Genomic DNA, 25,596 nt, shown 5'->3' on the forward strand with positions numbered 1-25,596 from the left:
CAGATCCTCCTGATAGGTTGTGAGCTGATATTTTTTTAAAATATACTTTTATTACTAAAATCTGAAAGTTCAGATATTTGTAACCTAATTTTGGCACAATTAAACTAAAAGGTCAAGATTTTTCAAAATCTACCTTTTTTATTATCTTTATGGCAAAATTTAGATTCTGCCTTCAAAAAATATTGATAGTTGTGACAGTATTTGATCCCATCCTCTTATTCTACTTGTCCATTTACTTGAAGCATCTACCATCGCTAGATACAGGCTTTTTTGTAGGGCGTAGTCGCTTGGAAATATTGTTTTGTTTTTTGTTACTTTTCTAAGTTGTCTATTAAAATTTTCTATGCTATTTGTTGTATATATTAGTTTTCTTATTCCTTCTGGATATTTGAAATATGTTGATAATTCTGCCCAGTTATTTCTCCATGAATTTACACACATTGGGTATTTTTTGCCCCATTTTTCTTCAAATATATCTAGATTACTTAGTATTAGTTTTTCTGTTGATGCTTTGTATACTGTTTTTAAGTCTTTCATTAGCTCTTTTATATCTCTATATGATACGAATTTTGTTGAATTTCTTATTTGATGAATTACGCATTTTTGAATTTCTGTTTTTGGATATACACTTTCTATTGCTTGGCTAAATCCTGATAAATTATCTGTTGAGACTATTAATATATCTTCTAATCCTCGTTCTTTTAATTGATTTAATACCAATAGCCAGTATTTACTTGATTCATTTTCTCCTACCCACATTCCAAGTATTTCTTTGTATCCTTCTGTATTGTATCCTAGTGCTATATATACTGCTTTTTTTACTACTATGTTATTTTCTCTTACATGATAGTGTATTGCATCTAAAAATACAAATGGATATACTTTTTCTAGTGGCCTATTTTGCCATTCTTCAATAGTTGGTAGTATTTTATTTGTTATTTTGCTTACCATGGATTCTGATATTCCAAATCCATAGATTTCTTTTATGTGTGTTGATATGTCTCTTGTTGTCAGGGCCTGCCCCAGCCAATAATATCCAACGAATGAAATGAGTTTATGATATTATTAGGCGAGGGTATTCCTTTTGCATACATAGATATTATTTGGTTTTCTATGTTTGATATGTCTTTTTGATATTTTTTCAATGCTTGTGGCTCAAAAGATCCTTCTCTGTCTCGTGGAATGTTTAGGTCTATGTTTCCGTATGATGATTTAACTGTTTTTTTACTTGATCCATTTCTTGTGTTTAATGACAGTGGCTTTTCACCATATTCATAATCTAGATGTTCATCTAACTCTGCTTTTAACATTTGCTCCATTGTGTCGCCTAGAATAGCTTTCAAAGCTTCTTGAAAATCTTGTACTGTTTCTGGTTGATACTCTTCGATTAACATCTTGGATATTTTGTTGAGTCTTGTTTCTGGTCTTTTTCTTGGCATTTTAAAATCCTCCTGATTTCTATTATATCAGGAGGATTTTACACACAAACTATTTCACAGTCTCTGGTAAGAGTTGATACGCAAATTATCTCACACTCTTTTAATCTTAAAAACTAAAACTTTTGTATTGCTATACTATTATTTCTCTTCGTTTTTGTCTTTTTTCTTAAATCCAAAGAAGGCACCTGCTACTGACATAAATCCTGCTGCCGACATCATTATGATTTCGCTAATATTCCCAGCTTTTGGTAATATATGCTGATTTTTTCTAATCACATTACCTTTAATATTTCTGCTTTTATCAATTTTATTAGGTGAATTTGTTTTGTCAGTAGTCTTGTTGATTTCAACTGTTGTAACGGAGTCTTTTTCACCTAATTTATAAGCTTTGTCGTTCTTTTTGTTTGAAGATTTACTAGTCTTTATTTCTTCTTTTTCATTTGTTTCAGACTTATCAACATTAACAATTTTTTTGCTTTCAGAGCTATTTTTTTTATCATCAGAAATTTTAACTTCAGTATCATTAGCTAAATCCGATTGTTTTAAATTATCGTCACTTGATACGTCTGTTGAATCTTCTGTTTCTTTTGGTTGGCAAGTATTTTCTTGAGATGTTTCCTTTTTCTTATTAATATCGAATGAAGATTTACTAGTCTTTATTTCTTCTTTTTCATTTGTTTCAGACTTATCAACATTAACATTATTTTTGCTTTCAGAGCTATTTTTTTTATCATCAGAAATTTTAACTTCAGTATCATTAGCTAAATCCGATTGATTTGAATTATCGTCACTTGATACGTCTGTTGAATTTTCTGTTTCTTTTGGTTGGCAAGTATTTTCTTGAGACGTTTCCTTTTTCTTATTAATATCGAATGTAGGTTTGTTTTCTTCTTGTTCTTTTACCTTAATTTTCTTAAAAGTTGAATTTATTTTTGTTTCTTCTGTTACGAACAAAACATAACCTGATTCTTTTTTGTCCTTTACTCCTGAAATTTCCCAGCCATCAAATTGATATCCTTCTGCTACTTCTCCATTATAAGCTGGAAGAACGAAATCTTCACCTTTTACTAGTTCATTTTCCTTATTATCTATAGTAAGCTTGACTTTTTCTGGTTCTATAGGAGTTAATGATCCAGCTTTTTTGTCAAAGCTAAATTCCTTTACCCTAGTATTGTTTGCAAAGTCTTTTACTACAAACTTGATTGTTAGCTTATCATCTTTTATATCTTTGATATCTTCTAAGGACTTGTATGCTTTACCATTTACAAAGATTTGTTTGTCTTGGATTTCTCCAGCTTTATCGCCATCTCTCTTATCTGTAACATTGAATTTGATAAATTTATCTTTTTCATATTCAATAGCTGTGTTACCATCATCTTTTTGTTCAATTTCTGGTTTTACAGTATCATAGAGGAATTGATAGTGAACTCCAACAGCCTTGGCATTAAGATTACTATAACCAGTTTGTAGATAGACATTGCCATCCATATCTTTAACTTCATCTGGGAATCCATTTGCCTTATAATCTTTCATTCCCCAATCCATGATATCCCCATCTTTTACATCAAGTTTTATATTAAAGTCTCTTGTATTGTCAATGTGTAAATCACCATATATTAAATAATTATCTACAACTGACTCATTAACTCTCATTTCCCAGTTAAATCCACCTTTATCAGAAATTTTTCCTTTTAGATAAAATTCTGGATTTCTTACGTAAATCTTATTAGATTTAGAAGGATTAAAGTAATTTTTATCCATTGATAGATTCACAGGCTTTGTATCGATAAATAGCATTGCACCGTCTTCTTTAATGGCTTCAACGTTTGATTTATCATCTCCGATATATTCCTTGCCATCTTTGCCAAGAAGAACTAGTTTAGAAGGATCATCTACAAGCTTTCCATCCTTATCTATAGCCTCTCCCTTATCATTAGTTTTGAATTTGAATACTTGGTATCTAACTATATTAAAACCATCCAATGCTGACATAAGAACCGATTGAGCGCTTCTTCCATCTTGAACATTTCTACTATCACAGTAGATTGTTTTTTGTGATAGGGCCTTGATGTTAGGGGAAGTCTTTTGGATTTTTTCTATATCTGCCTTGCTATAAACTCCATTGCCATCGAGCATGTCAGTTTTTCCTGGGTTAAATGTAGTAACTCTTAGGGCATATCCCTTTCTTACACTCATGTTATCGTTTAATACATAGTGACCCGATTTCTTATCGAAGAACATCTTGTTTGTATCCATCGCACTTGGATCTTTTGGTTTTTGTTTTGTAAGCTCACCTTCACCTAGTTCGATAATATTTCCGTAGCTTGAAGCATATGGTGAAGCTTCCTTTGCTTCATCCTTCTTTTCTGGCATCCTTATTATAGTTTTAGCTTTTGTTTGGTCCTTATCTTTTACAAGGATATTCATATCTCCAGTAAAGGATAGACCATCGACTACATCATTTGTGTTTGCAAATAAGTCAAAGGTTAGAGTTTTTGTTTGTGGGTCGTATTTACTTGCCTTAATTTCTATTAATTTAAAGTCATTACCATAGTAAGCCTTAGCATCTTTTGATACATTACTTACTCTTCCAAGAATTTCAAAATGACCATCCTTAGATGGGCTTAATACTCCACCAAGCTTTGATTTAACATCATAAAGTTTCTCAGTTTCATATTCTAGAGCACTTCCATCTTCATAGGCTTTTATATTTCCATTTTCATCATATTGATAATCAAGTTCTACTGTTCTTTTTCCACCATTTACATAGTCGTATTCTTGCTTATATTTCTTTTTAACTAGTTTCTTTAGGTCTTTATCTTCAAAGCCTCTAACAGTAGAGATTTCTTTGTTTAACTCTAGATTTGAAGGTCCCTCTATAGGATTTTCCTCAACAGTATCTTTCTTTTCTTCTGCCTTATTTGAAGCTTCTGGACTTTGAGCATTTTTAAGTTTTTCTTCAGAAATTTCACCTAGTTTTTTGTAAGAAGAAGCATCTGTCTCAGGATCTACTAGGTAATACGAAATCATTCCTTTTGCGTCAGCTTTATTATCAAATTTAATCCTATGGATTTTGGTGAAGTTGCTTGCACCATCTAGGGCGATTACTTCTATGATTTTTCCTCTTAAATCTCCAGCTCCTTTAATTTCGTAGATAGTATTTCCTTTTTCATCAAGCTTTCTGTGTCTTCCTTCGCCTTCTCCTGCATATTTAACATCAAGGTTTCTTTCAACATCACCATTCTCATCAACAATAGCTGCACCTGCATACCATACTTCGTTGGCTACTTCTTCAAATTTATCTGGATGGTTCTTTTGATCTCTTACAAACAAGGTTTCGTTTTTATACTTATCTTTTACCTTGTGGTAGGTATCTTTTGCTATTAATTTGATTTTGTCTGGATTAGAGAAATCAACATCAACAATTGTTGGAGCTGTATTGTCAATTTTTACTGGTATATAAGAAACTTGCCATGGATAATCCTTGGTTAATCTATATTTGAACTTGTAGAAGTATTGACCCTCAGCTATTGGTTCAAATTGACCCCTAAGTTTTGTTTCCAAGTCTTGGTTATTATTATCATCATTAGCGCCTTCTTCTCTTCCTCTTGGGTTGTAGATTAATCCATCCCATTTTAAATCTCCCATAACTTTTAACTTAGAAGATTTTATACCCTTAGCGTCATTTCTCTTAGAGTTTAAGATACCTCTAATAAAATGCTCTTTAGTTATTACTTTAAGATCTTTTTGACCTTCTCCTTCTTTATCGGTATTTACGATTGATATTTGTCCTTCTTTTGCACTTCTTAGAACAAGTGGTGAAGGAGTTAGCCCTCTTTCTATTTGTACTTCTTGATTTTGTCCTTTAGAATCGAGTGGGTAAACTCTTGCGACTTTTGATTCGCTTTGTGATGGATCAAATAAGCCTTGGTTGTTATTTAGTGCAAATAAGTCAGGGTCTTGATCAAGTGATTTTGTATTTCCATCTTTTCTGTTTTGGATAACAGCAGCTGGATTGAATTTATCGATGTCGTGTTCTCCACCTATACCCTTGTTCAAGGTTCCAGGTATTTTTGGTTTACCATCGTCATCATAACCTTCCATTGTCTTTGATTTTGAACCTTCTTCCCAAGCCCACTTGTCAAGGATTGGCTCCTTGTTCCAATTTCCAGCAAAGCCCATAAGTGGCATTGATAGAGATGGTTGAAAAACTGTCTTGTTTCCCTTACCGCACATTGCCTCAACTTCTTCTTTAGATTCAAATCTAATGAAGGATTCTACAAATTTATTTTTATCTTTAGCATCTCCGACATCTATTACAGCATTTAAGTCAAAACTTGAATTCGGTTTTATGGTAAATGTATCGTATTCGAATGTTATCTTTGCTCCATTAATTACTTCAGGATGGATTTCTGGAACAATTTGTTTTCCATCTTGAGATTTTTCATCCTTGTAAGTTTCATCAAGTTTTAGTCTATTGGTTAAGGAATCTGTTGTGATTGCAGATGATGAAGCTTTAAATGTTAGAGGTCTATCTGATGTATTAATTAATTTAATTGTGAAATATTTTTTATCGCCCTTAATTTCTTTAAGTGAAATAGATCCATATGAATTTACCAAACCTTCAGAGTCTAAATTCTTAAAGCTAGCTATAACGTCATTTCTTAGTGCATTAGCTACGTTAATAAGACCAGCGCCTTGTTGTCTTGGTGAAGCATAATATAGTGATTTCTCCTTCCAACCTGTTGGATCCATCATAGGTCTTGCTGTGTTTTGTAAGGCAATCTTTGTAAGAGTAGTTAAGTCGATTTTATCGTCACCAGTTAGGTTTTTTAAGACAGGTTTTGCGAGCATCTCTTTTAGTTTTGGTCTAATCAATACTGTTGATGCTGCAACTACTGGTGTTGCCATACTTGTTCCTGACATATAACCATAAGTTGACTTGCCGTCAATTACATTTAGAGTTGATTTGATGTTCTTTCCTGGTGCTGATACATCTGGCTTTAGGAGGAGGTCAACCCTTGGACCCCAAGATGTAGAAGCTGCTGGAACTATTACTTCTTCCTTGTAAAGTTCCTTATCTGTATCAGGAGCAAAGTTAAAGGCTAGCTCTTTCTCATCACCAAGCTTTGGACGGTTTTTGTTGAAGCTTTCCATGTCAATTGGATAGTATTGGTCAAGCTTATCTTTGAAGTCTTCCTTTTTATTTCTTTTAACCTCTGTTTTATTTGTTGGATTAATCATATTCCAAATCTTTAGACCATCATCACCTGATACTGAAAATACTTGACAAGTTGTTCCTTCATCTTCTTCGTAACCCATGGCTGGAAGCTCTGTCCAGTTATCTCTGTTGTAGTAGTTAACTGTATTTACAACCATGATTGCACGAGCACCTTTATCGGCAGCTTTTTTAAAGGCATATTTTAAATCTTTGGTATAGATTCTATCCATAACGGCAATTTTGCCTTTAAGATTAAGACCAACTAGATCTTCATCTTGACCCTTGCCTATATAAACAAATTTTACTTTGTCAGATAGCTTGCTTCCGTCTTCATTTCTAATAATCTTATCCTTATCGAAGAAGGTACCGATATTTCTATACTTAAAGCTTTCTCCACCAATATTGACCTTGTCAAACTCTACTATTTGATTTTTAGCTGATGCGACCGCGATAGCATCTTCATGTGCAGCAGTTCTAGTTACATTGCCTGTATCAATCATCTTTAGTTGGTTATTTGCTGCCAAGTCCCATGATGAGCTTGATGCAGCTGTTGCGTAGTTTCCAGTTGCTACAATCATAGGAATGCCGGCTTTTCTCAAAGCTCTAACAGCCTGCCAATATTTTTCTCCTACTAGTCCTGTTCCTGTAAAACCTGATGATACAGATACTACATCGACCTTATGCTTGATTGCATCTTCAATAGCATGAAACATCGTTTCATCACCGGCAAATCCATCACCTGAATCAGAATACATCTTGTAAGAAAATATTTGAGCGTTTGGAGCAATCCCGTCAATACCATTATAATTAGCTATGTCCTCATCAGTATCATTTCCAGCAAGAATTCCTGCTATATGCATACCGTGTGGATCATGATAATCTGAACCATCATCATATTTTTCGACAGTGATTTTGCCACCATTATAATAGTTAAAAGCGTGAGGTATTTTATCACTCAACCAAAAGTACTTGTCAGTTCCTTGTAAATCATCTTTCTTATATTTCATCGATGATTTCGCATCTTCGTCAATTCTCATGGCTTTGTGTCTGTAATCAGTTCCAGTATCAATATTTGCAATTACCATTCCTCTACCATCAAAGTTTTTGCCAAATTGAGCATTGATTGCTTTTAGGTAATCTATGGATTCATCAACTCCTATTTCCTTTCGAGCATTGTTCATCATCGGTTGAATTTTTTGTGATTTTTCGACTGATGAAATGCCTTCAATAAGTTTAATTTTGTCCAAATTATCTCGATTTGTTTCTATAGCACAACCATTGAAAATCGTATTATAAGTATACAAAACTTTAGTATTTTTAAAATTAGATAGTTCTTTAATTGCTTTCTGACCATCCTCCTTATTCCTAAATTCAGCTATGTATACAACTCTATCCTCTTCTTTTTTAGAAATGTTTTGAATTTCATCTGCTTTATACAATTCATTTCCTTTTGATACTTCGTTGTTTGAATATTTGTTATCGGAAGTATTTTTATTATCAATTGCAGAATCCTCTTTAATATCTTCTTTTGTAATTACTGATAACTTTTCATCGTTTGTATTGTTCGAATTTTCTTTATTGACTTTTAACGTCTCATTCGTAAGCTTATTTCCATCCTGCTTATATTCTATAGATTTTTCATTGTCAATAATATTTTCAGTATCTTCAATTTTTGCAAAAACTGTATCACTGCACATAAATGAAACTGATGAAACTGATAAAGCTGCAACAAGAGTTGCCTTTATAATATCCTTTTTTTTCATAAATCCTCCTAGATTAAAAAATATTAATTTTATTCATGGTATAAATTGTAAATATCGATATTGAGTCCCATTTTCAAAAATCACGTTCTAAATTTTACTACTTTTTTTTTATTTAGTCAACATTTATAAGACCTCTAATATAATTATTTTTTTAACTTTATATACATAAAACTCATAATAAAAATATATTAATAATTTTAAAAACAGAGATTTGATTAATAATTAAAATATAAAAACCTTTATCATTTTCCTGAATATACATTTAAAACAAATAATGTATTTATAGTTATGCTTTAAGTATAACTTTTTATGTATTTTTTGACATATTAAAATCCTCCTGATTATTGTCTTATCAGGAGGATTTCTCATACAAAAACTATTTCACAGTCTCAAATAAATACATTCAACTAATTTATATTTTATTTCGATCATCATTCACATTTCCGTCGCACAAATACTCTACAAATTTTTCGATTTGCTCTTTTACATTTTCGTCTAACTTTTCAATCCATCTTTTAGGAATTGTAGAATATCCATGAATTGAGCCGCTGATACTTCCTGCAATTGCAGCTATCGTGTCAGAATCTCCCCCGTGATTTACAGCATTTATAATACAATCTTCAACGGAATTTTCCTTTGCCCAATGAATCGCATTATTAAAAGTGTTCACGATATATCCTGATGGTTTTAGCAATTGCGTATCTTTTAGCTTGTGGTTTTTTCCATTGATATTATCTCTGATAATTTGTGTGTATTCTCGTATAATTTCAGCACACATATCGTTATTATGAGTAAGTTTTCCTTGTTTTATGTTCAGTTCTTCTGAGTTTTCGTTATCTAATAATGCACATGGAAGTGCCCTCATCAAGCTTCCGTTTCCAAGCGCTGCATCATCTTCTTCGATAAATATTTCGTATTGAATGTAGTGTTCTATGGCACGTCTACATTGATTGCCAATATCTCTAGGATGCGTATTGTACCAATCGACAAATAATTTCATGGTGTTTTTCTCAAAATTATCACGGTCATTTTTCATCAAAGAATTCATAACACAAATACTCATATCAGTATCATCAGTGCATTCTCCTGGATTCAAATCAAGCCATCCACCTCCGACAATATTTGTAATCTTGTCGTATTTTTTATGGATTTCCTCTTCTGTCATAAATTCAGTTGTAGCACCCATGCTATCGCCTATCGCAAATGCATACAGCGCTCCTTTGATTCTATCTTTGTAATCAGAGTTCATTTTTTCATCTCCTTTTGTATATTTTATTACAAATTAAAACAAAAAAATATCCCCAGAAAATAAATTCCAGGGATATTAACAAATCTAAATCAAATTATTTTCTTTTAACATTAATTCGATATCAGTGTCTTCTATTTTCTTTCCAATACTATGAGCTAACAATTTTGGAATTGGTAGGTCAGGTTTTTCGTAATCATTAAGTGCACTAACAGCATTTAATAAATATCTCAAATCGTATCTTGAAGCGTAAACTTCTGGAATTCCCTTTTCAACATGACACAATGCATATACAGCTTCCATTGCTGTTCTTCCAGAATATTCTGTAGTAAATACAGTATCTCTGCCAGGTTTGTCAAGTGTTTCTGCAAATTGTCCAAGGAATGCAAAGTTCACAGCTCCTTTAGGAACAACGTAAGGTCTGTCGCCAAATTCACGAGGTTCAAAATGACTTGTAATATATGGCATCATTACAGGAATTGCTGAACAATCTTGTGATAATTGATCGATTTCTGCTTCAGGAACACCGATATGATACAACCATTCTTTTGTGATTTCTTTTCCTGTACAATCTCTCATAGGTTTTTTGATATAATTTCCGTCTTTGTCAGTAAATAATCCGTAAACCCAAACGCAAATATCTTCTTTTGGTTGGCCAACATATTGTGGTTGTCTGTTAATTGTCCAACTCATCAACCAATTTGAATCCTTAACAGTTACGATACCACCTGTAACTACTTTTCCTGTGTAAGGATTTCTCTTAGTAATATTTTCGATATAGTCGATAACTTTACCACCATGAACAGTTACTGTACAAGATTCCCAGTTAGTTCTTTCAACATTTTTACAGAATTTGTCAGGTTTGCCGAATTCATCTGATTTTAATGCTATATTCTTCCATAAATCCCAGCTTCCGCCAAGATCAGCACTCAAAGTTGCTGCAGTCTCATCGTCACCGTAGCTTGATGATTCAGTCATTGAGCCATTAGTTATAAACACCAAATCATTTTCAGTTAAATCAATTGATTTGTCTTCGCCTTTGTTAGATTCCATCACCAATTTTGTAGCTACTTTCTTATCAGCAGTTATATCAAAATCAATATCCTTTACAGTGATTCCGTATTCAAATTTAACACCTTTTTCTTCTAACCATTTAACTATCGGTTTAACGATAGATTCGTATTGGTCGTATTGAGTAAATTGAAGAGCTGAAAGTGTAGGAAGTCCTCCAACATGGTGGATAAATCTGTTCAAATACAATTTCATTTCCAAAGCACTATTCCAGTTTTGGAAAGCAAACATTGATCTCCACAAAATCCAGAAATCACTATTCAAAGTTTCTTCTGAGAAAACTTCATCAATTTGTTTGTTTTGTAAGTTTTCATCTTTTGTAATTGTAAGCTGTGCAATTTCCTTCAAAGCTTTGTCTGATAAGTTAAATTTTTCTTCATCATATCTTTTACCATTTTCATGAGTTATACGACATTTACTGAAATTTGGATCGTCTAAGTTAGTGTAGAAGAAATGATCTAGTATTGATTCCTCTGGATTTTCAGATGATGGAATCGCACTGTACAAGTCCCACAAAGTTTCAAAATGGTGACCCATTTCTCTACCGCCTCTGGCAACATATCCTCTGTGTTCAGCCTTAAATTCTCCATCCAAACTTCCACCAGGCAATTCTAATTGTTCAATAAAAGTAATATTTTCGCCTTTCATGTGAGCATCTTTTACTAAAAATCCACCCGCAGCCAATGCAGCAATACCAGTACCTATAATGTAGGCTTTCTTATCATCTATGCCTTTTGGCTTTCTTGCGTGAACTAAAGAGTGATAATTTCCATTAACAAATTTGACTCTTTCATCATAACTATTATTCATTAAATAACATCTCCTTTTCTTTTTCTTTGTAAGAAAATTTTAAGCTGGTGGAATCATAAGTTCAAATCTTTTACATTTTTTATATACCCACTTTTTTATATTGCATAACACTATTCCTTATGTTTTTTTATTTTTTTTCTTAGAAATATTTATCAACGATAAAAACATTTACATAGTATAAAAATATGATAAAATAATTTTAGAGGTGAAAAAATGAAATTTACAGAATACAAATACACTAGACCAAATTTTGAAGAAGACAAAAAAAGGGTCGAAGATTTAATTAAAAGATTTAACGATTCCACAACTTCTGATGAACAAATAAAAATCATGGAAGAAATGGACAAATACAAGAAAACATTAAGCACTAATTCTAACCTTGCATACATTCGTCACACAATCGATACAAACGACGAATTCTACAAGGAAGAACAAGATTTCTTGGATGAATACATGCCACATTATTCAGTGCTTGACACTAAAATGTACGAAGCTATTAATAATTCCAAATTCAAAGACGAATTGGTTAAACATTTTGGTCAACATTTGTTTGATTTGATTAGCTGCCAATTGATTTTCAACGAAAAAGCAGTTCCATTCAAACAAAAAGAAAACCAATTAACTACTAAATACAACAAATTAATTGCATCTGCTCAAATCGAATTTGACAATAAAACATTGACATTGTCACAAATGGCTCCTTACACACAATCAAAAGATCGTGATGAAAGAAAAGCTGCTACAAGAAAAATCTCAGAATTTTTCGCAGAACACGAAAAAGAAATCGACGATATTTACGATGAAATGGTCCATGTAAGAACAGATATGGCTAAAGCTTTGGGATTTGATTCATACATTGAATACCAATACAAATCATTGATGAGAACTGATTATGACAAGAACGATGTTGCAAAATACAGAGAATTTGTCAAAAAATACGTAACACCAGTTTATCTTGAATTGAGAAAGAAACAATCTAAGAGAATTGGCATTGAAGATATGAAAGCTTACGATAACAACGTAATGTTCACAGATGGTAACGCAAAACCTCACGGAGGAAAAGACTTTTTGGTAGATAACGCTAAGAAAATGTACTCAGAATTGTCACCAGAAACTAAAAAATTCTTCGATTTTATGTATGAAAGAGAATTGTTCGATTTGGAAAGCAAAAAAGGTAAAGAAGGCGGAGGATATTGTACTACAATTGAAGATTATGAATCTCCATTCATCTTCGCAAACTTCAACGGAACTACTCACGATGTCGAAGTAATGACTCACGAAGCAGGTCACGCATTCCAAGCATACACTTCAATGGACGGAAGAATTTTCGAATACATCTGGCCAACATTTGAAGCATGTGAAATCCACTCAATGAGTATGGAATTTTTGACATGGCCTTGGATGGAATTGTTCTTCGAAGAAGAAACTAACAAATTCAAATTCTCTCATTTAGACGGAGCTATTAGTTTCATTCCTTACGGAGTAACTATCGACCATTTCCAACACTTCGTATACGAAAATCCAGATGCAACAGCTGAAGAAAGAAAAGCAAAATATCACGAAATAGAATTAATGTATCGTCCAAACTTGGATTATGATGATGAATTCTTGGAAAAAGGTACTTGGTGGTACAGACAAGGTCACATCTTCAACAACCCATTCTATTACATTGATTACACATTGGCTCAAGTTTGTGCATTCCAATTCTTATTGAAATCAAGAAAGAACCGCGAAGAAGCATTCAAAGATTACCTTGAAATCTGTAAAGTTGGTGGAAGCCAATCATTCTTCGGAATAATGAAATCTGGTAATATCAAAAACCCAATGAACGATGGAGTTCTTGAAGAAATCCTTCCACAATTATTGGAAATATTAGACGAAATAGAAAAAGAATTATAATTTTGAGAGTGGACATAGTCCACTCTTTTTTTGTATATAAGAGTTGTTTTTTTTTTTAGAAAACGTTTTATAATTAAATTAAATAAACAGTTTGGAGGCTTTTATGAAACGTAACAAATTACTTGTAATTTTTTTATGTACTGTAATGATGTTCTCATTCACGATGTGTAAGAGTAAAACTATTAATAGTTACAATCCGTATTCTGAAAGATACGGCATAAGTTCTGATGAAGATTTGAAAAAAGCTATGCAATCCATGAAAGAAAACGAAGATTATCCAATTTACAAAGATGGTAAGGAAGAATCCAAAATTCACAGACAATATCTGTTGGATTTGTATGAGAAAAATGATTTGTCTGCAATAAAAACCTACATTGATAACAATAAATTACTATTAGGAAAGAATTAGAAAAAGGCGCTCAATTTTTGAGTGCCTTTTAAAATATATCTGATATTACCGATCTTATGCTATCAAATTGTTTGATTTCGAGATCGTATTTTTGTGTTAGTTTCGTGTTTTGTGAGATATAAACTTTTTTGTATCCCAATCTTTCGATTTCTTTTAATCTGGTTTCTATTTGTGGGACTCTTTTGATTTCTCCAGTTAATCCAACTTCTCCGATGAATACGACATCTGATGGAATTGGTTTGTTCATAAGTGATGATGCAATCGCCATTATTATGGACAAATTCACAGACTGTTCTTGAATTTTGATTCCTCCAGTAGTTTTTATGATGACATTTTTGTCGTACATATTCATACCAGCGCGTTCTTCCAAGATAGAAATCAAAGTGTTTAATTGGTCTTTACGAAGACTGTCCCCTATTCTTTGAGGATACGGAGTGAATGATTTGGACACCAATGCCTCAACCTCGACAACCAAAATTCGCGATCCTTCTTTTATTACAGAAAGTGCTGCACCATTTACATCTTTTTTCCTTTTCGTGACGAAATAATCTGATGCATCGGTGATTTCTTTTATTCCATCTTCTTGCATATTAAACAATCCAATCTCACCAGTTCGACCGAATCTATTTTTCGTCGTTGTCAACAATCTCAAAGGATCGTCACTTTCACCTTCCAAATAAAGCACAGTATCCACCAAATGTTCAAGCGTTCTAAGCCCCGCCATTTCGTCTGATTTTGTCATGTGACCAACCATAATCGCTAGAGTTGGCTTTTCGGGATTTTTGCAGATTTCTACGATTTTATTTGCACACTCTACAGTTTGCACAGGAGAGCCTGGGCGTGAAGTGTATTCACGAAGCTGGAATGTTTGAATACTATCCAAGAAAATCACATCCGGTTTTATTTTGTCGATTGAATCCAACGCATTGTCCATGCTAGTTGTTGAAATCAACCAAATATTTTCCGGGATTTTCTCCATAGTTCTCATCGCTCTTTGTTTGATTTGAGATGTGGATTCTTCTCCAGAAATGTAGAGAACTTTTATATTTTTAGAGGCCAAATCATTTGCAAGTTCCAACAACAAAGTCGATTTCCCTGCACCTGGTCTTGCAGTTAAAATTGACACGGAATCTCTGACAAGTCCTCCACCAAAAACTCTGTTCAATTCAGTAATCGACGATTGAATTCTTTCCGACGAATCTATCTTTACATCTACCAATTTAACCGCTTTTGAAGATTTGCTTGAGCTTGTCGTTGTAGTATTTGATTTTTCATCTACGATTTCTTGTTCTTGCATAGAACCCCAGCTGTTACAACTGGGGCATTTTCCTATCCACATGGCTTGCTCGTAGCCACAATTTTTGCACACGTATTTTGTTTTCTTTTTCATATTATTGTTTCACAGTCTTTTTGCGTCTTACATATCTTCTGAAGCTAACCTTGTCGTTCACCACAGTTATTGTCGTTTTTCTGTTTTTGTCGATATCTCCGTTCAAAATCTTGTCTGCAAGTTCGTTTTCAATATCTGTCCTGATAAGTCTTTCAAGAGGTCTTGCTCCAAATTTCTTGTCGTATCCCTTGTCCACAAGATAATCCAAGATTTTTTCGTCATACGAAATTATCAAATCATTCTTCGCCATTCTGTCGACCAATTCATCCATCATAAGTCTTGCAATTTCTTTTACATTTTCCTTGTTCAAATTGCTAAACACGATCACATCGTCTAATCTGTTCATAAATTCTGGCTTGAACATCGACTTCATTGCATTGTTGATAGTTTCTTTGTTTCTGTTGTATTCATCAACCTCAACATCTTCTGCTGTATTAAAACCAATTACATTTTTGCTTTCAAGTTCACTTGCCCCAATGTTTGATGTCATTATGATTACAGTATCCTTGAAATTAACCACACGTCCTTTAGAATCTGTAAGTCTACCGTCATCCAAAACTTGTAGAAGCGTGTTGAAAACATCTGGATGAGCCTTTTCGATTTCGTCAAACAATATTACAGAATATGGTTTCGTACGTACCATACCAGTTAATTGTCCGCCATCATCATGGCCAACATATCCCGGAGGTGATCCTATCAATTTGGAAACTGAATGTTTTTCCATATATTCTGTCATGTCGATTCTAATCATCGCATTTTCATCGTTGAACAATTCCTTGGCAAGTTTCTTCGCCAAGTATGTTTTACCGACACCAGTTGGTCCGACAAATACAAACGATCCAATTGGCTTATTAGGATTTTTGAGTCCGACACGCGCTCTTTTAATTGCATTAGAAATTGAATCGATAGCCTTGTCTTGACCGATGACAACTTTTTTCAAATTATCAGCCAAGAACAAATATTTTTGTGATTCTGATTCTGTTAGCTTAGACACTGGAACCTTCGCCCAGCGTGACACGATATTCGCTATTTCATCGAATCCAATTTCCAATTTGTTTTCGTCTTGGTCTTCTTCTTCCATTTCTGCTTCTACTTCCTTGATGGCATCTCTTTTTTCTGCTGCAAGCAAAAAGTCAGAATTTTGAATAGCTTCTTGCTTTTCTTCTTCTAATTCTTCCAGAATTTTCGTATAATTTTTGCCACCAGTGAAGTTTTTCACTCTAACCATCGATTGAGCTTCATCTATCAAATCTATCGCCTTATCTGGCAAATATCTGTCGTTCAAATATCTGTGGGACAATTCAACACTCGCTTTTATTGCTTCATCACTGATTAGAACGTGGTGATGTGATTCGTATTTGTCCTTCAATCCTTCAATAACTTGTATAGAATCCGAAACAGAAGGCTCATCTACCATGATAGTTTGAAGTCTTCTCTCAAAAGCTTGGTCCTTTTCGATAGTTTTTCTGTATTCATTGATAGTCGTAGCTCCGATTATTTGCAAATCGCCTCTCGCCAATGATGGTTTCAAAATATTTGATGCATCCAGCGCACCCTCTGCACCACCTGCGCCCATCAAAGAATGAAGTTCATCTATAAACAAAATTTTGTTTTCGGAATTTGACAAAGTATCGATAACTTTTTTGATTCTTTCTTCAAAATCTCCTCTGTATTTCGTCCCTGCCAACAACGCCGCCAAATCCAATGACAAAATCTCCTTGTCCTTGAAAATATCATTCACTTCGCCCTTGACAATCTTGACAGCCAAGCCTTCTACAATAGCAGTCTTGCCGACACCAGGATTTCCAATCAACACAGGATTGTTTTTCTTACGTCTAAGAAGTACTTGAATAATTCTTTCGATTTCTTCCTCGCGACCGATACATGGATCAATCTTTCCTTCTTTCGCCATTTCATTCAAATTCTTAGTGTACTTTTCAATCTCATTTGGCTTGGAAGAATTAGCTGAATTATCGTTCACATCTCCTCGTTCTCTCTTCATCTTCATGAAGAAATATTTACGAAGTTCTGCTGTCAATTTCATAATATCTACGCCTGTTCTCTTCATCAAATGATTAGCGTAGTTCGAACTATCCAAGCATAAAGCCGCCATAATATGTTCCGGAGTAATCGCCCTTTCGCCATAAGTGTTGGACAATTGTACAGCTTGAGTGATTATCTCCTCAAGTTTCGGGCTAATTCTTTGGTTAGTCTCATCGCTATCTCCATAACCCAACTCATCTATAATTAAATTTCTAATTTTTTCATAATTTCCACCGTGTTTTTTCAAATATTGAGACGCCTTGAAGTCAAACTTGAACATCGCAAGTAAAACATGCTCCACTCCAAGATCAGCATGCTTCAAACTAATCGCCTCATACACAGCTTCAGTTCTCAAATTATAAATATCTGATTTTCTCAATTTTTCACCTGTCTTTCCAAAGTATCCTTGATAATTTCACTTCTCAAAACTCCAATGTTTTGATTCAAATTATTGTTTTCGCGAAATTTTTCAAGCTTCAACTTATTTGTCTTATCGTACAAGTCAAGAATTTCATCTACATTAAACCCATCGACAATACCAAAATCGATAGCTATCAGTAAATCTCCAATTCTGTTCATACCCTCAATTTCATCCAAAACCCTTGAATATTTGAGCATCGACACGCTCCTCAAAAGGTCATCCTTAAACTCAGGATTATTTTCGAATAAAATGCGTCTGTTTTCCATTTCCTTTCTGGAAATCGAATCAATCAACAACGTCATATCATTAATAATATATTCAGGATCTGTCAAATGACCATTAGTAGTCAACCTATAAATCGAACTTTTCGTATTGGAATTAAAAGCTCTCTCAAACATATATCCTCTGTATCTTGCAACATCTTGAATATCGTCAATCTTTTTGAAATACTCCAAAGCCTTCAAATTCATACACACGCTTACATACATCATACAACCTGAATCGTAGAAATCATCTGACAAATATCCAAAATCAATATCGAAAGCAAAATTCAATTTGTCATTCAATTTTTCTTCGATATTCAAACATTTTTCGTAAATATCTCTCAAATTTTTCCCAAAATCGTAAGCAGTAATACAAATGTGGTCATTGTCTGCCAAAGTAAACACGCATTTTTCATCGCTATTTATAATAACTTCAGGAGAAACATCCTCATAATAAGCACTGGAAATGTATCCTTGTTTTCTCAGATAATCCCTGTTTGTGCTTTTAGTATCCTTAAAAGAATAAACGCTAGACTCCTTCAAATATCCCAAATTATTCAATTCTTTTTTAATATCTGATTTCATATCGTCACAAGAATCCGTATCTATAACCAACATAAAATTATAGTCCGACAAATTCCTTCTCAACGACACATCAGATTTCATTACAACACTTGAATTATTCATAACATTTTTCCCTATACTCTTGTAATTTCAATTCCAAATCGTCAATCTTCATCTGAATATCGTGACACTTTTCAAATTCCTCTTTATCCATTGCAATGAAAAGCTCATCTGATAAATTATCCAACTTCTCCAAAATTTCCTTTGCCTTTTCAAAATTCTTAGGGAATTTGCCCCTATAATATTTTGGATAGCTTTTCGAATTTCTCTTATCCATGATGAAATCTCTGAAATGATCGTAACAATATTTGCAACCAATCGACGAATAATTCTTCAATTCATCAAAAGGCATATTGCACACTGGACACACACTTTTATCCTCGTCTCTTTTATTTGAAGATTGTTGTACCTTTTCAAATGGCAAATGTTCCACCACATCAGAAATTTGTTTTGCGATTTCTTCAAAAAGCTCCTTGTTATCATTCAATTGTTCATCAGAATCAAACTTGAAATCTGAATTCGAAATAATCTCATTCTTCAAATTATTCATATATTCTTCATAGCAATCATGACACAAATTCACATCACGAGCACCAAAAGGTCCCACGATCTTCACTTGAATAAAAGCCGGTTTGCCACAATTATCGCAATTCATATAATCACCTCTATCTCATAAAAGCCAACAACATATTCTTCAACAAATCAGCCCTCAGAATATTCCTGTCATTAAAATCCACCTTCGACAAAGTATTATCCTCCAAAGCGTGAACCATAACCAAAGCTTCCCTTTCGGTTATCAAATCCTCATCCAAAAGCATATTAATAATATTGTTCGACTTATCCTTCGTAATTCTATCTCCAATAACATTTTCGACAATTTCCTTAATCGGATTACTGTCTTTAATTGTTAATTTTATTATTTTAACATATCCACTTCCACCGCGTCTACTTTCAATATAATAACCCTTGTAAGGAGTAAATCTAGTAGTCAGAACGTAATTAATTTGCGATGGAGCGCAATTAAATTGATTGGCAAGATCATTTCTGCCTATTTCAATGAAATCATCGTCAGTGTTACTCAACAATTCCTTCAAAAAAGCTTCAATGCTGTTACTAAGCCCTGCCATACTATCACCTCTTTTGACTTTCTCTGACTAATTGAACAAAAAAATTTATCTTTCTTAAATTATACCATCTTTGACCTTTCACTTCAACAACAAAATCCTACAACATTTCTAATATTTTCAAAAGAAAAAGGAAAGCTATGAAGCTTCCCTCAATAATTTAAAATTATAATTTAATTTTTTTAAAATCAAATATCCAATTCTGATATTTCTATAATAAAATTATCCTTTATCATGAAATATAATTCTTCTGCTACTTTTTCGTATAATTCTTTAATTCTATTAACCTCATCTGGTTTTTTCATTCCAAAATTCAAACATATTTTTTTCATCTGGATTGCCCTTTCTATTTAAGAACAATACTCCCGAAACTTAAAATCATAACATACCATTTTAGAATTTCCACCAGACTGTGTGAATCGATAACCAGTACCGCAATTAAAAATAAATGCGGAATTGCCAAAATAATACAAGTAGTTACAACCACCCAATTCTTTTTTACAAAGAAAATAGCAAAAATAATTAACCAAGCCCACATCGAAAAAGGAACAAACATCGTAATGTGATTAAAAAATTCATTGTTCAACACATTGGCTACACCACCATTCAACGGATTATTTGTCACAGTAATTATAATTCCAACAACAAATAACAACACTGAAAATATTGTAATTCCGTAAAATATTTTCTTCGCATCTATACTCTTTTTCATTTGACCACTCATTTTTGTTAGCTCCTTTACGAGATTTATATTCCTACAAAAACTTCTACAATTTTTTCTATTTTTTCGAGAACAATTTGTTTTTTCTTTTCCCTTGCACCATGCCTACGAGATGTTGGTGGCAAAATTTTATCCAATACAGTACCGGCGTAATCAACAAAACCTTTCGCAATTGATTTGTTGATAAAATGATATGCTCCTTCTTTTAATTTTTCTTCTTCAATTAGAGTTTCTACCTTCTTTTCTTTTTCTTTTCTTGCGAATGAATAGAAAGTTTCCAATATATCATCATTATCTTTCAATTCTGATAATCTTGTCTTGTTGATAAAATCCATCACCAAATCTTCCTTAGCTCTCGTTCCCAAACTGGATCTTATAACTCTACGAACTTCTGCCTTCAAGTTTTCAACATCCTCATGTTCCTTGGATTTTTCCAAAATCAAAGCCAAAATATAATCCAAATTAATCTCATCAGTCTTCAACAAATCAATTTGAAATTCTACATCAGAGAAATCAACCTGTTGTTCTTCAGAATCTCCTGAACGTCTTGAATTCACGATATTTTCTCTAATATCGACATACACGCTCTTCATATCTTGCATTAATCTGTCGGAAATAATTTTGTCGAAATTTTCAAACTCATCAAAGTTTTTCAAAATATTTTCCGATTTCAACAATTCACCAAAAAGCTGCACGAATTCTTTCTTGTCTGCTTCCAAGAAAATCTCTGTTGGATCAGGAAACTTTTCTACTATTTCATTACAAATATCCTTGTATCCTCTGGTTACTTTCCCTGTCTCTTCATCTGTAAAACCTTCCATGTATTCTTCGTAGCTTTTTTCAAGAATAATATTCACGCTATTTTCATCGCCAAATGTTTTAATAGCATCTTCAGTAGCCTTTTCCAAATCTCTGAAACACACAATATTTCCAAAAGTTTTAATTCTATAGTTTTTTATTATTTTTAATTTTATTACTGTTGTGACGTACTTTATAAATTATGTGTCACAAACTATTCTTTGCTATTTAATGCTTTATTGATGGTTTCTTGAATAAGAGGACCACAGCATTTACCCAAAGGATTCTTAATTTCGCACTTTCCATTTTTCATTGCCCCTGTAAGTCTAATAATATCTTTAATATTCTTTGCACCATCATCTAAAACAGCATTTATAATTTGTTGCTCTGTAACTTGGTTGCAATAGCATATATATTTGGGATTTGCATTCTTTTTAAACCATATAGGAACTTTTACTTCTTCCTTATAAAAAACTCTTTCATTGTTTAAGTTATAATACACGACATCACAATCTTCATTCATACATAAATAGTAAGTTTCTTCATCTACAACCTTTCCCCTAAGGTTTTCTGATACCATATGCTTTACAGTTATATTCTTAACCTTTTCTCCTATTTCGTAACATTTGGGGCAATTTTCTTTTTCTTTCACTGTACCAGTGGTTTTTTGTATTGACTCTCAGCAAGATTGATTTATCTTATTTTCTTGACTCACTTTATTTCCTCCTTCCTAAATAAATATTATTTCTATAGTTAATCAGGATATCTAATACCTCTTTCAATGTATCTACAATATATTCTCCCTGTCGGTATCTCCTTTTCTCTACTATAACTCGAACTTGGTCCTTAGATTCAACCACATCTATTATTCTTTTAGGATATTGAACCCATTTCCCTATCTCCTGATATTCTTGATTCATAATAATAAATGTTGGTGTAATAACTTTTTCATTAGGCATAAACTTACTGTAACTATCTGTATCTATTACTTTAAGTTTTATATTTTCATTATTTTTTTCTAACCAATGAACTACAGGAATATTAATTATAGAATCAATACACCAGTTTTCTCCAATCGCAAGTATATTAAATTTGCTTGTTATACTACTAACCTTTTCTAAATATCTCTCTAAATTTAAATAATTTCTTATCGCATTATTAGCATAATTCTTATATCTATCCTGAGCAGTATCGTAAAATTGTTGAAAAGTAACTCCAGAGTTAAATATTTGCTTGTATTTCAAATTGTCACTTCCTCCTAAAAAAATAAGTTACTCCATATAATTTACTTACTATTTATCTAATTAAATTTTACCCTTTGCTCTACTAATATATTCAACATGAACATAATTATACTGATGCGTAACTAACTATTACCTTAAATATGATTGTATTAGATAATTATCAACTATTCAAGAGCTAATGTCCTTACCTCTCATGCACTGCTCACAGCAATTAGACCCTAATTACTCTAAGCAATGTCCGAAATATATTTAGTTAAAGTTCCTGAAACCGTTGATTTATTAGCACAAACTGCACCCATCACTATTATGACACGTTCCCCGCATGTCGGATCGTATACCTTGTTAATGCTTGTTTTGCCGTCTATTACAAGCTTTGCCAATAGTTTGGACACTGTTTGTAGTGTGAAAAATTCTCCACCAGATTTTCCTGCATTACTTGCATAGTTGGATATCAAGTATTCGTATGCATCTCCGAATGCGTCGATGTCGTTGTTTTCAAATTTGCCGAAATTAATTTTGTCAATTCCAGTTAGTATGTCACATAATCTTTTGTTCTTCTCAGCTACCGTTGCTCCAAGTTTGCTGCTTGTGGTCTCAACATCTTCGAATAATCCTTTGATGTCATCTTCTGAAGGATATCTTATTGCGCTTTTTTCGATTGATTTGAATATATTTGCCAAATCTGTATTCAAATTTTCATTAGTGCTTGCTGTTTTTACGACATTTTGAAATAATTGACTTGGTAGTATGAAAAACCCTTTTTCTTCTACTGTATCTGGTCTGAAATCTATTTCTGCTTTTTCATCTCTCCCATTAATGTTAATTTCTCATTATGTTTTATAAAATTTTATGTAATTTTTCATTTTAATTATATCATATAATTAATTGACTATATTGTGTTTTATCTTTACTTTCTTGCAATAAAAAACCAACACATTTTTAAAAATGTATTGGCTTTTGTGTTATTTATTCTCTTCTTTTTGTTTTTCTCCGGTGTACAATTTGTTACACAAGAATGGAGAAACGAATGATGAAATTATTACGCCGAATGTTACAATGGCTGCTGCTCTTGGTGCATAAACTGTTAGTGAAGGATCGTTTGCTGCCATTATCATTGGAATACTTGCGGACAATCCTGCAATTGTTGACAATCCACCAGCGGATACTCCATCTCTCTTCAAAACTTTTCTTTCTACAAATAGCATTGGTAAGAATATCAAGATGTAATAAATTACTGCCATTATTACTCCCGAAAATCCTGCTTTGACAGCTTCAAATAGATTGATGCTGTTACCAACAGACCAACCTAGAGCGAATATCATAAATGGCATTCCTGTTGAGATGAATTTGCCCAAATCTTTGTCAAGATTTCCTATTGCAACTCCCAATACTAATGGAATTATCAACGAAACTATTGACATGTAATCTACATTTGTTGGTTGGGAAATTCCGAAAATAAGCATCGCTATGGCAGGAGTTGCAAATAGCGATATGAATCCGAATGCTGACATGTCAACTTCATCTCCACAATCTTCCATTATTGCCAAGAAAAGCGAAGGATTTAATGATGTGATTGTACAAATAAATCCTATCAAACTGATTCCCAATATTCCTTTCATTCCGAAAAATTTGAAAAACAATATTGTAAATAATGCAGCTACTGCTGTTCTTACGATTATTAATAGCCCGTAGATTTTGACTACGCTTTTAATTGTGCTTAATTTTACTGTACAACCTGATATAAATATTGTAGCTCCCAATATGAATCCCAAACTCGATGGGCCGAAGAACGATTCTGTTACTCCGCCTATTTTGAAAAGATTTGGAAAAAATGTATTTATTAATGCCGATATCATCATCGGCACTAATAATGTTCCACCAGGAATTTTTTTAATTATTTTCATTTTAAAATCCCCCGTTTATTTTTCATTTAAATATTTCAACGCAACAGCTCCCATAGCTTTTGCTGCGATGATCATTGAATCTTCATTGATTGTGAATTTTGGATGGTGATGTGGATATGCTTTGCCATCTGGTTTCGCACCAATGTAGAAGAAACTTGCTGGAATTTTTTGTGAATAGTATGAGAAGTCTTCTGATTGTGCTTGTGGTCCACAATCTTCAACGCCAACAACTTCTGGAATTTTTGCTTCTGTAACAGCATCAACTACAAGTTGTGTCATTTCATCGTCATTCATCAAAACTGGATAATCATTCTTATAATCCAATTCGATTTCACAACTATATGCCTTTGCCAATCCTTCACAAATATTTCTAACTTCTTTTTCTATAAGCACTCTTGCATCATCAGACATGCATCTAACGTCTCCTTCAAGAGTTACAGAATCTTTTATGATATTAAATTGACCTTTACCATCAAATGAACCAATAGTTACAACGCCTGGTGTCATTGGGTTTAATCTTCTGGAAACAATTGTTTGAAGGCTCATAACCAAATTACTTGCAATAACGATAGCATCATTTGCTTCGTGAGGAGCAGCGCCGTGTCCGCCGGTTCCTTTTACTGTCGCAACGAATTTCGCACGAGCTTGTTGTGTAGGACCCTTGTGGTAATAAACTTTTCCAAAATCCAATTGACTCATGACGTGACAGCCAAATATATTGTCAACGCCATCCAAAACGCCATCTTTAATCATAAAACTTGATCCTCCTGGTGGCATTTCTTCCGCTGGTTGGTGAATTATTACAATTTTACCAGAAAAATCGTCCTTCATTTCAACCAAACAATCTGCCAATGTCATCATATATGCAGTATGTGCATCGTGACCACAAGCATGCATTACGCCCTTGTTTTTAGAAGCGTAGTCAAGACCCGTATCTTCTGTGATTGGAAGCGCATCAAAGTCTGCTCTCAAAGCTACAGTCTTTCCAGGCTTTCCAGAATCAATCGTAACCTTTACTCCATATCCTCCAATATTTTTTTCAACCTTAACATTTTTATTGTTTTCGTAGTGTTTGTAAATATACTCACTAGTTTCCTTTTCTTCATAAGAAAGTTCAGGATGTTCGTGAAGCCATCTTCTGTCATTAAACATATCGTCCTTCTTTGAATCAATCAAAGAAAATAATTTTTCATAATTCATTAATAA

18 protein-coding genes and 1 pseudogene are annotated in these 25,596 nt (G+C 33.1%); 2 read left to right on the top strand and 17 right to left on the bottom strand.

Annotation, left to right across the window (positions count from 1 at the left end):
• Positions 1-159: 159 nt before the first annotated feature.
• The 4 genes and pseudogenes from ACU68Y_RS03865 to ACU68Y_RS03880 form a co-directional block, all read right to left on the bottom strand.
• A pseudogene (locus tag ACU68Y_RS03865) lies at positions 160-1,394 on the bottom strand (IS256 family transposase).
• 183 nt (positions 1,395-1,577) lie between these two features.
• Positions 1,578-8,423 (bottom strand): S8 family serine peptidase, encoded by a 6,846-nt coding sequence (locus ACU68Y_RS03870; protein ID WP_446755344.1) that lies wholly within the window; start codon positions 8,421-8,423, stop codon positions 1,578-1,580.
• A 412-nt stretch (positions 8,424-8,835) separates the two neighbouring features.
• Positions 8,836-9,672, bottom strand: a complete 837-nt coding sequence (locus tag ACU68Y_RS03875) for an ADP-ribosylglycohydrolase family protein (RefSeq protein WP_446755345.1) — start codon at positions 9,670-9,672, stop codon at positions 8,836-8,838.
• Between the two features lie 84 nt (positions 9,673-9,756).
• Positions 9,757-11,550: an oleate hydratase gene (locus ACU68Y_RS03880; protein WP_002840509.1), complete on the bottom strand. Its 1,794-nt coding sequence runs from the start codon at positions 11,548-11,550 to the stop codon at positions 9,757-9,759.
• Positions 11,551-11,763: 213 nt separating this feature from the next.
• Here ACU68Y_RS03880 and ACU68Y_RS03885 point away from each other — a divergent pair, with 213 nt between their 5' ends.
• Together ACU68Y_RS03885 and ACU68Y_RS03890 are read left to right on the top strand one after the other, a co-directional pair.
• Positions 11,764-13,449, top strand: a complete 1,686-nt coding sequence (locus ACU68Y_RS03885; protein WP_094202510.1) for a M3 family oligoendopeptidase — start codon at positions 11,764-11,766, stop codon at positions 13,447-13,449.
• A gap of 103 nt (positions 13,450-13,552) precedes the next feature.
• Positions 13,553-13,858, top strand: coding sequence for a hypothetical protein (locus tag ACU68Y_RS03890; protein ID WP_446755347.1), 306 nt, complete (start codon positions 13,553-13,555; stop codon positions 13,856-13,858).
• Positions 13,859-13,886: 28 nt separating this feature from the next.
• Here ACU68Y_RS03890 and radA read toward each other — a convergent pair whose 3' ends face one another.
• The 13 genes from radA to ACU68Y_RS03955 all read right to left on the bottom strand — a co-directional run bounded on the left by radA (position 13,887) and on the right by ACU68Y_RS03955 (position 25,590).
• A complete protein-coding gene (radA, locus tag ACU68Y_RS03895) occupies positions 13,887-15,248 on the bottom strand; it encodes a DNA repair protein RadA (RefSeq protein ID WP_446755348.1) in 1,362 nt (453 codons plus the stop codon).
• 1 nt (position 15,249) lies between these two features.
• The gene (locus tag ACU68Y_RS03900; RefSeq protein WP_446755349.1) at positions 15,250-17,670 is read right to left on the bottom strand and encodes an ATP-dependent Clp protease ATP-binding subunit; all 2,421 of its coding nucleotides are present in this window, start codon (positions 17,668-17,670) and stop codon (positions 15,250-15,252) included.
• Positions 17,667-18,662: an ATP--guanido phosphotransferase gene (locus ACU68Y_RS03905; RefSeq protein WP_446755350.1), complete on the bottom strand. Its 996-nt coding sequence runs from the start codon at positions 18,660-18,662 to the stop codon at positions 17,667-17,669. The genes ACU68Y_RS03900 and ACU68Y_RS03905 overlap by 4 nt, the downstream gene beginning before the upstream one ends.
• Positions 18,655-19,254, bottom strand: a complete 600-nt coding sequence (locus ACU68Y_RS03910) for a hypothetical protein (protein ID WP_446755351.1) — start codon at positions 19,252-19,254, stop codon at positions 18,655-18,657. Before ACU68Y_RS03910 ends, ACU68Y_RS03905 begins: the two co-directional genes overlap by 8 nt.
• Positions 19,255-19,264: 10 nt before the next feature.
• Positions 19,265-19,726, bottom strand: a complete 462-nt coding sequence (locus tag ACU68Y_RS03915; RefSeq protein WP_002840604.1) for a CtsR family transcriptional regulator — start codon at positions 19,724-19,726, stop codon at positions 19,265-19,267.
• 185 nt (positions 19,727-19,911) lie between these two features.
• A complete protein-coding gene (locus ACU68Y_RS03920; RefSeq protein WP_446755352.1) occupies positions 19,912-20,055 on the bottom strand; it encodes a hypothetical protein in 144 nt (47 codons plus the stop codon).
• Between the two features lie 14 nt (positions 20,056-20,069).
• On the bottom strand, positions 20,070-20,435 hold the full coding sequence (locus tag ACU68Y_RS03925) for a hypothetical protein (protein WP_446755353.1): 366 nt from the start codon (positions 20,433-20,435) through the stop codon (positions 20,070-20,072).
• Between the two features lie 35 nt (positions 20,436-20,470).
• Entirely contained in the window at positions 20,471-21,367 is an 897-nt protein-coding gene (locus tag ACU68Y_RS03930) for a type I restriction endonuclease subunit R, EcoR124 family (protein ID WP_446755354.1), read from the bottom strand.
• An 89-nt stretch (positions 21,368-21,456) separates the two neighbouring features.
• On the bottom strand, positions 21,457-21,915 hold the full coding sequence (locus ACU68Y_RS03935) for a Csac_0668 family 2Fe-2S cluster-binding (seleno)protein (RefSeq protein ID WP_035109274.1): 459 nt from the start codon (positions 21,913-21,915) through the stop codon (positions 21,457-21,459).
• 43 nt (positions 21,916-21,958) lie between these two features.
• Positions 21,959-22,486: a thioredoxin family protein gene (locus ACU68Y_RS03940; protein WP_002841437.1), complete on the bottom strand. Its 528-nt coding sequence runs from the start codon at positions 22,484-22,486 to the stop codon at positions 21,959-21,961.
• Between the two features lie 227 nt (positions 22,487-22,713).
• Complete coding sequence (locus tag ACU68Y_RS03945) at positions 22,714-23,178, bottom strand: N-6 DNA methylase (RefSeq protein ID WP_446755355.1); 465 nt, start codon at positions 23,176-23,178, stop codon at positions 22,714-22,716.
• Between the two features lie 270 nt (positions 23,179-23,448).
• The gene (locus ACU68Y_RS03950; RefSeq protein WP_004166978.1) at positions 23,449-24,390 is read right to left on the bottom strand and encodes a 2-keto-3-deoxygluconate permease; all 942 of its coding nucleotides are present in this window, start codon (positions 24,388-24,390) and stop codon (positions 23,449-23,451) included.
• A 15-nt stretch (positions 24,391-24,405) separates the two neighbouring features.
• A complete protein-coding gene (locus ACU68Y_RS03955) occupies positions 24,406-25,590 on the bottom strand; it encodes an amidohydrolase (protein ID WP_060790156.1) in 1,185 nt (394 codons plus the stop codon).
• Positions 25,591-25,596 lie beyond the last annotated feature (6 nt).

It is taken from the genome of Finegoldia sp. P1-F-LS (assembly GCF_052932205.1).

Bases quoted from the DNA above. Each gene is read 5' to 3' on its own strand.
- ACU68Y_RS03885 (WP_094202510.1), top strand. From the start codon at position 11,764: ATGAAATTTACAGAATACAAATACACTAGACCAAATTTTGAAGAAGAC.
- ACU68Y_RS03870 (WP_446755344.1), bottom strand. From the start codon at position 8,423: ATGAAAAAAAAGGATATTATAAAGGCAACTCTTGTTGCAGCTTTATCA.
- ACU68Y_RS03915 (WP_002840604.1), bottom strand. From the start codon at position 19,726: ATGGCAGGGCTTAGTAACAGCATTGAAGCTTTTTTGAAGGAATTGTTG.
- ACU68Y_RS03950 (WP_004166978.1), bottom strand. From the start codon at position 24,390: ATGAAAATAATTAAAAAAATTCCTGGTGGAACATTATTAGTGCCGATG.
- ACU68Y_RS03880 (WP_002840509.1), bottom strand. From the start codon at position 11,550: ATGAATAATAGTTATGATGAAAGAGTCAAATTTGTTAATGGAAATTAT.
- ACU68Y_RS03875 (WP_446755345.1), bottom strand. From the start codon at position 9,672: ATGAACTCTGATTACAAAGATAGAATCAAAGGAGCGCTGTATGCATTT.
- ACU68Y_RS03920 (WP_446755352.1), bottom strand. From the start codon at position 20,055: ATGAAAAAAATATGTTTGAATTTTGGAATGAAAAAACCAGATGAGGTT.
- ACU68Y_RS03955 (WP_060790156.1), bottom strand. From the start codon at position 25,590: ATGAATTATGAAAAATTATTTTCTTTGATTGATTCAAAGAAGGACGAT.
- ACU68Y_RS03910 (WP_446755351.1), bottom strand. From the start codon at position 19,254: ATGAATTGCGATAATTGTGGCAAACCGGCTTTTATTCAAGTGAAGATC.
- radA (WP_446755348.1), bottom strand. From the start codon at position 15,248: ATGAAAAAGAAAACAAAATACGTGTGCAAAAATTGTGGCTACGAGCAA.
- ACU68Y_RS03925 (WP_446755353.1), bottom strand. From the start codon at position 20,435: ATGAAAAAGAGTATAGATGCGAAGAAAATATTTTACGGAATTACAATA.
- ACU68Y_RS03905 (WP_446755350.1), bottom strand. From the start codon at position 18,662: ATGAATAATTCAAGTGTTGTAATGAAATCTGATGTGTCGTTGAGAAGG.
- ACU68Y_RS03890 (WP_446755347.1), top strand. From the start codon at position 13,553: ATGAAACGTAACAAATTACTTGTAATTTTTTTATGTACTGTAATGATG.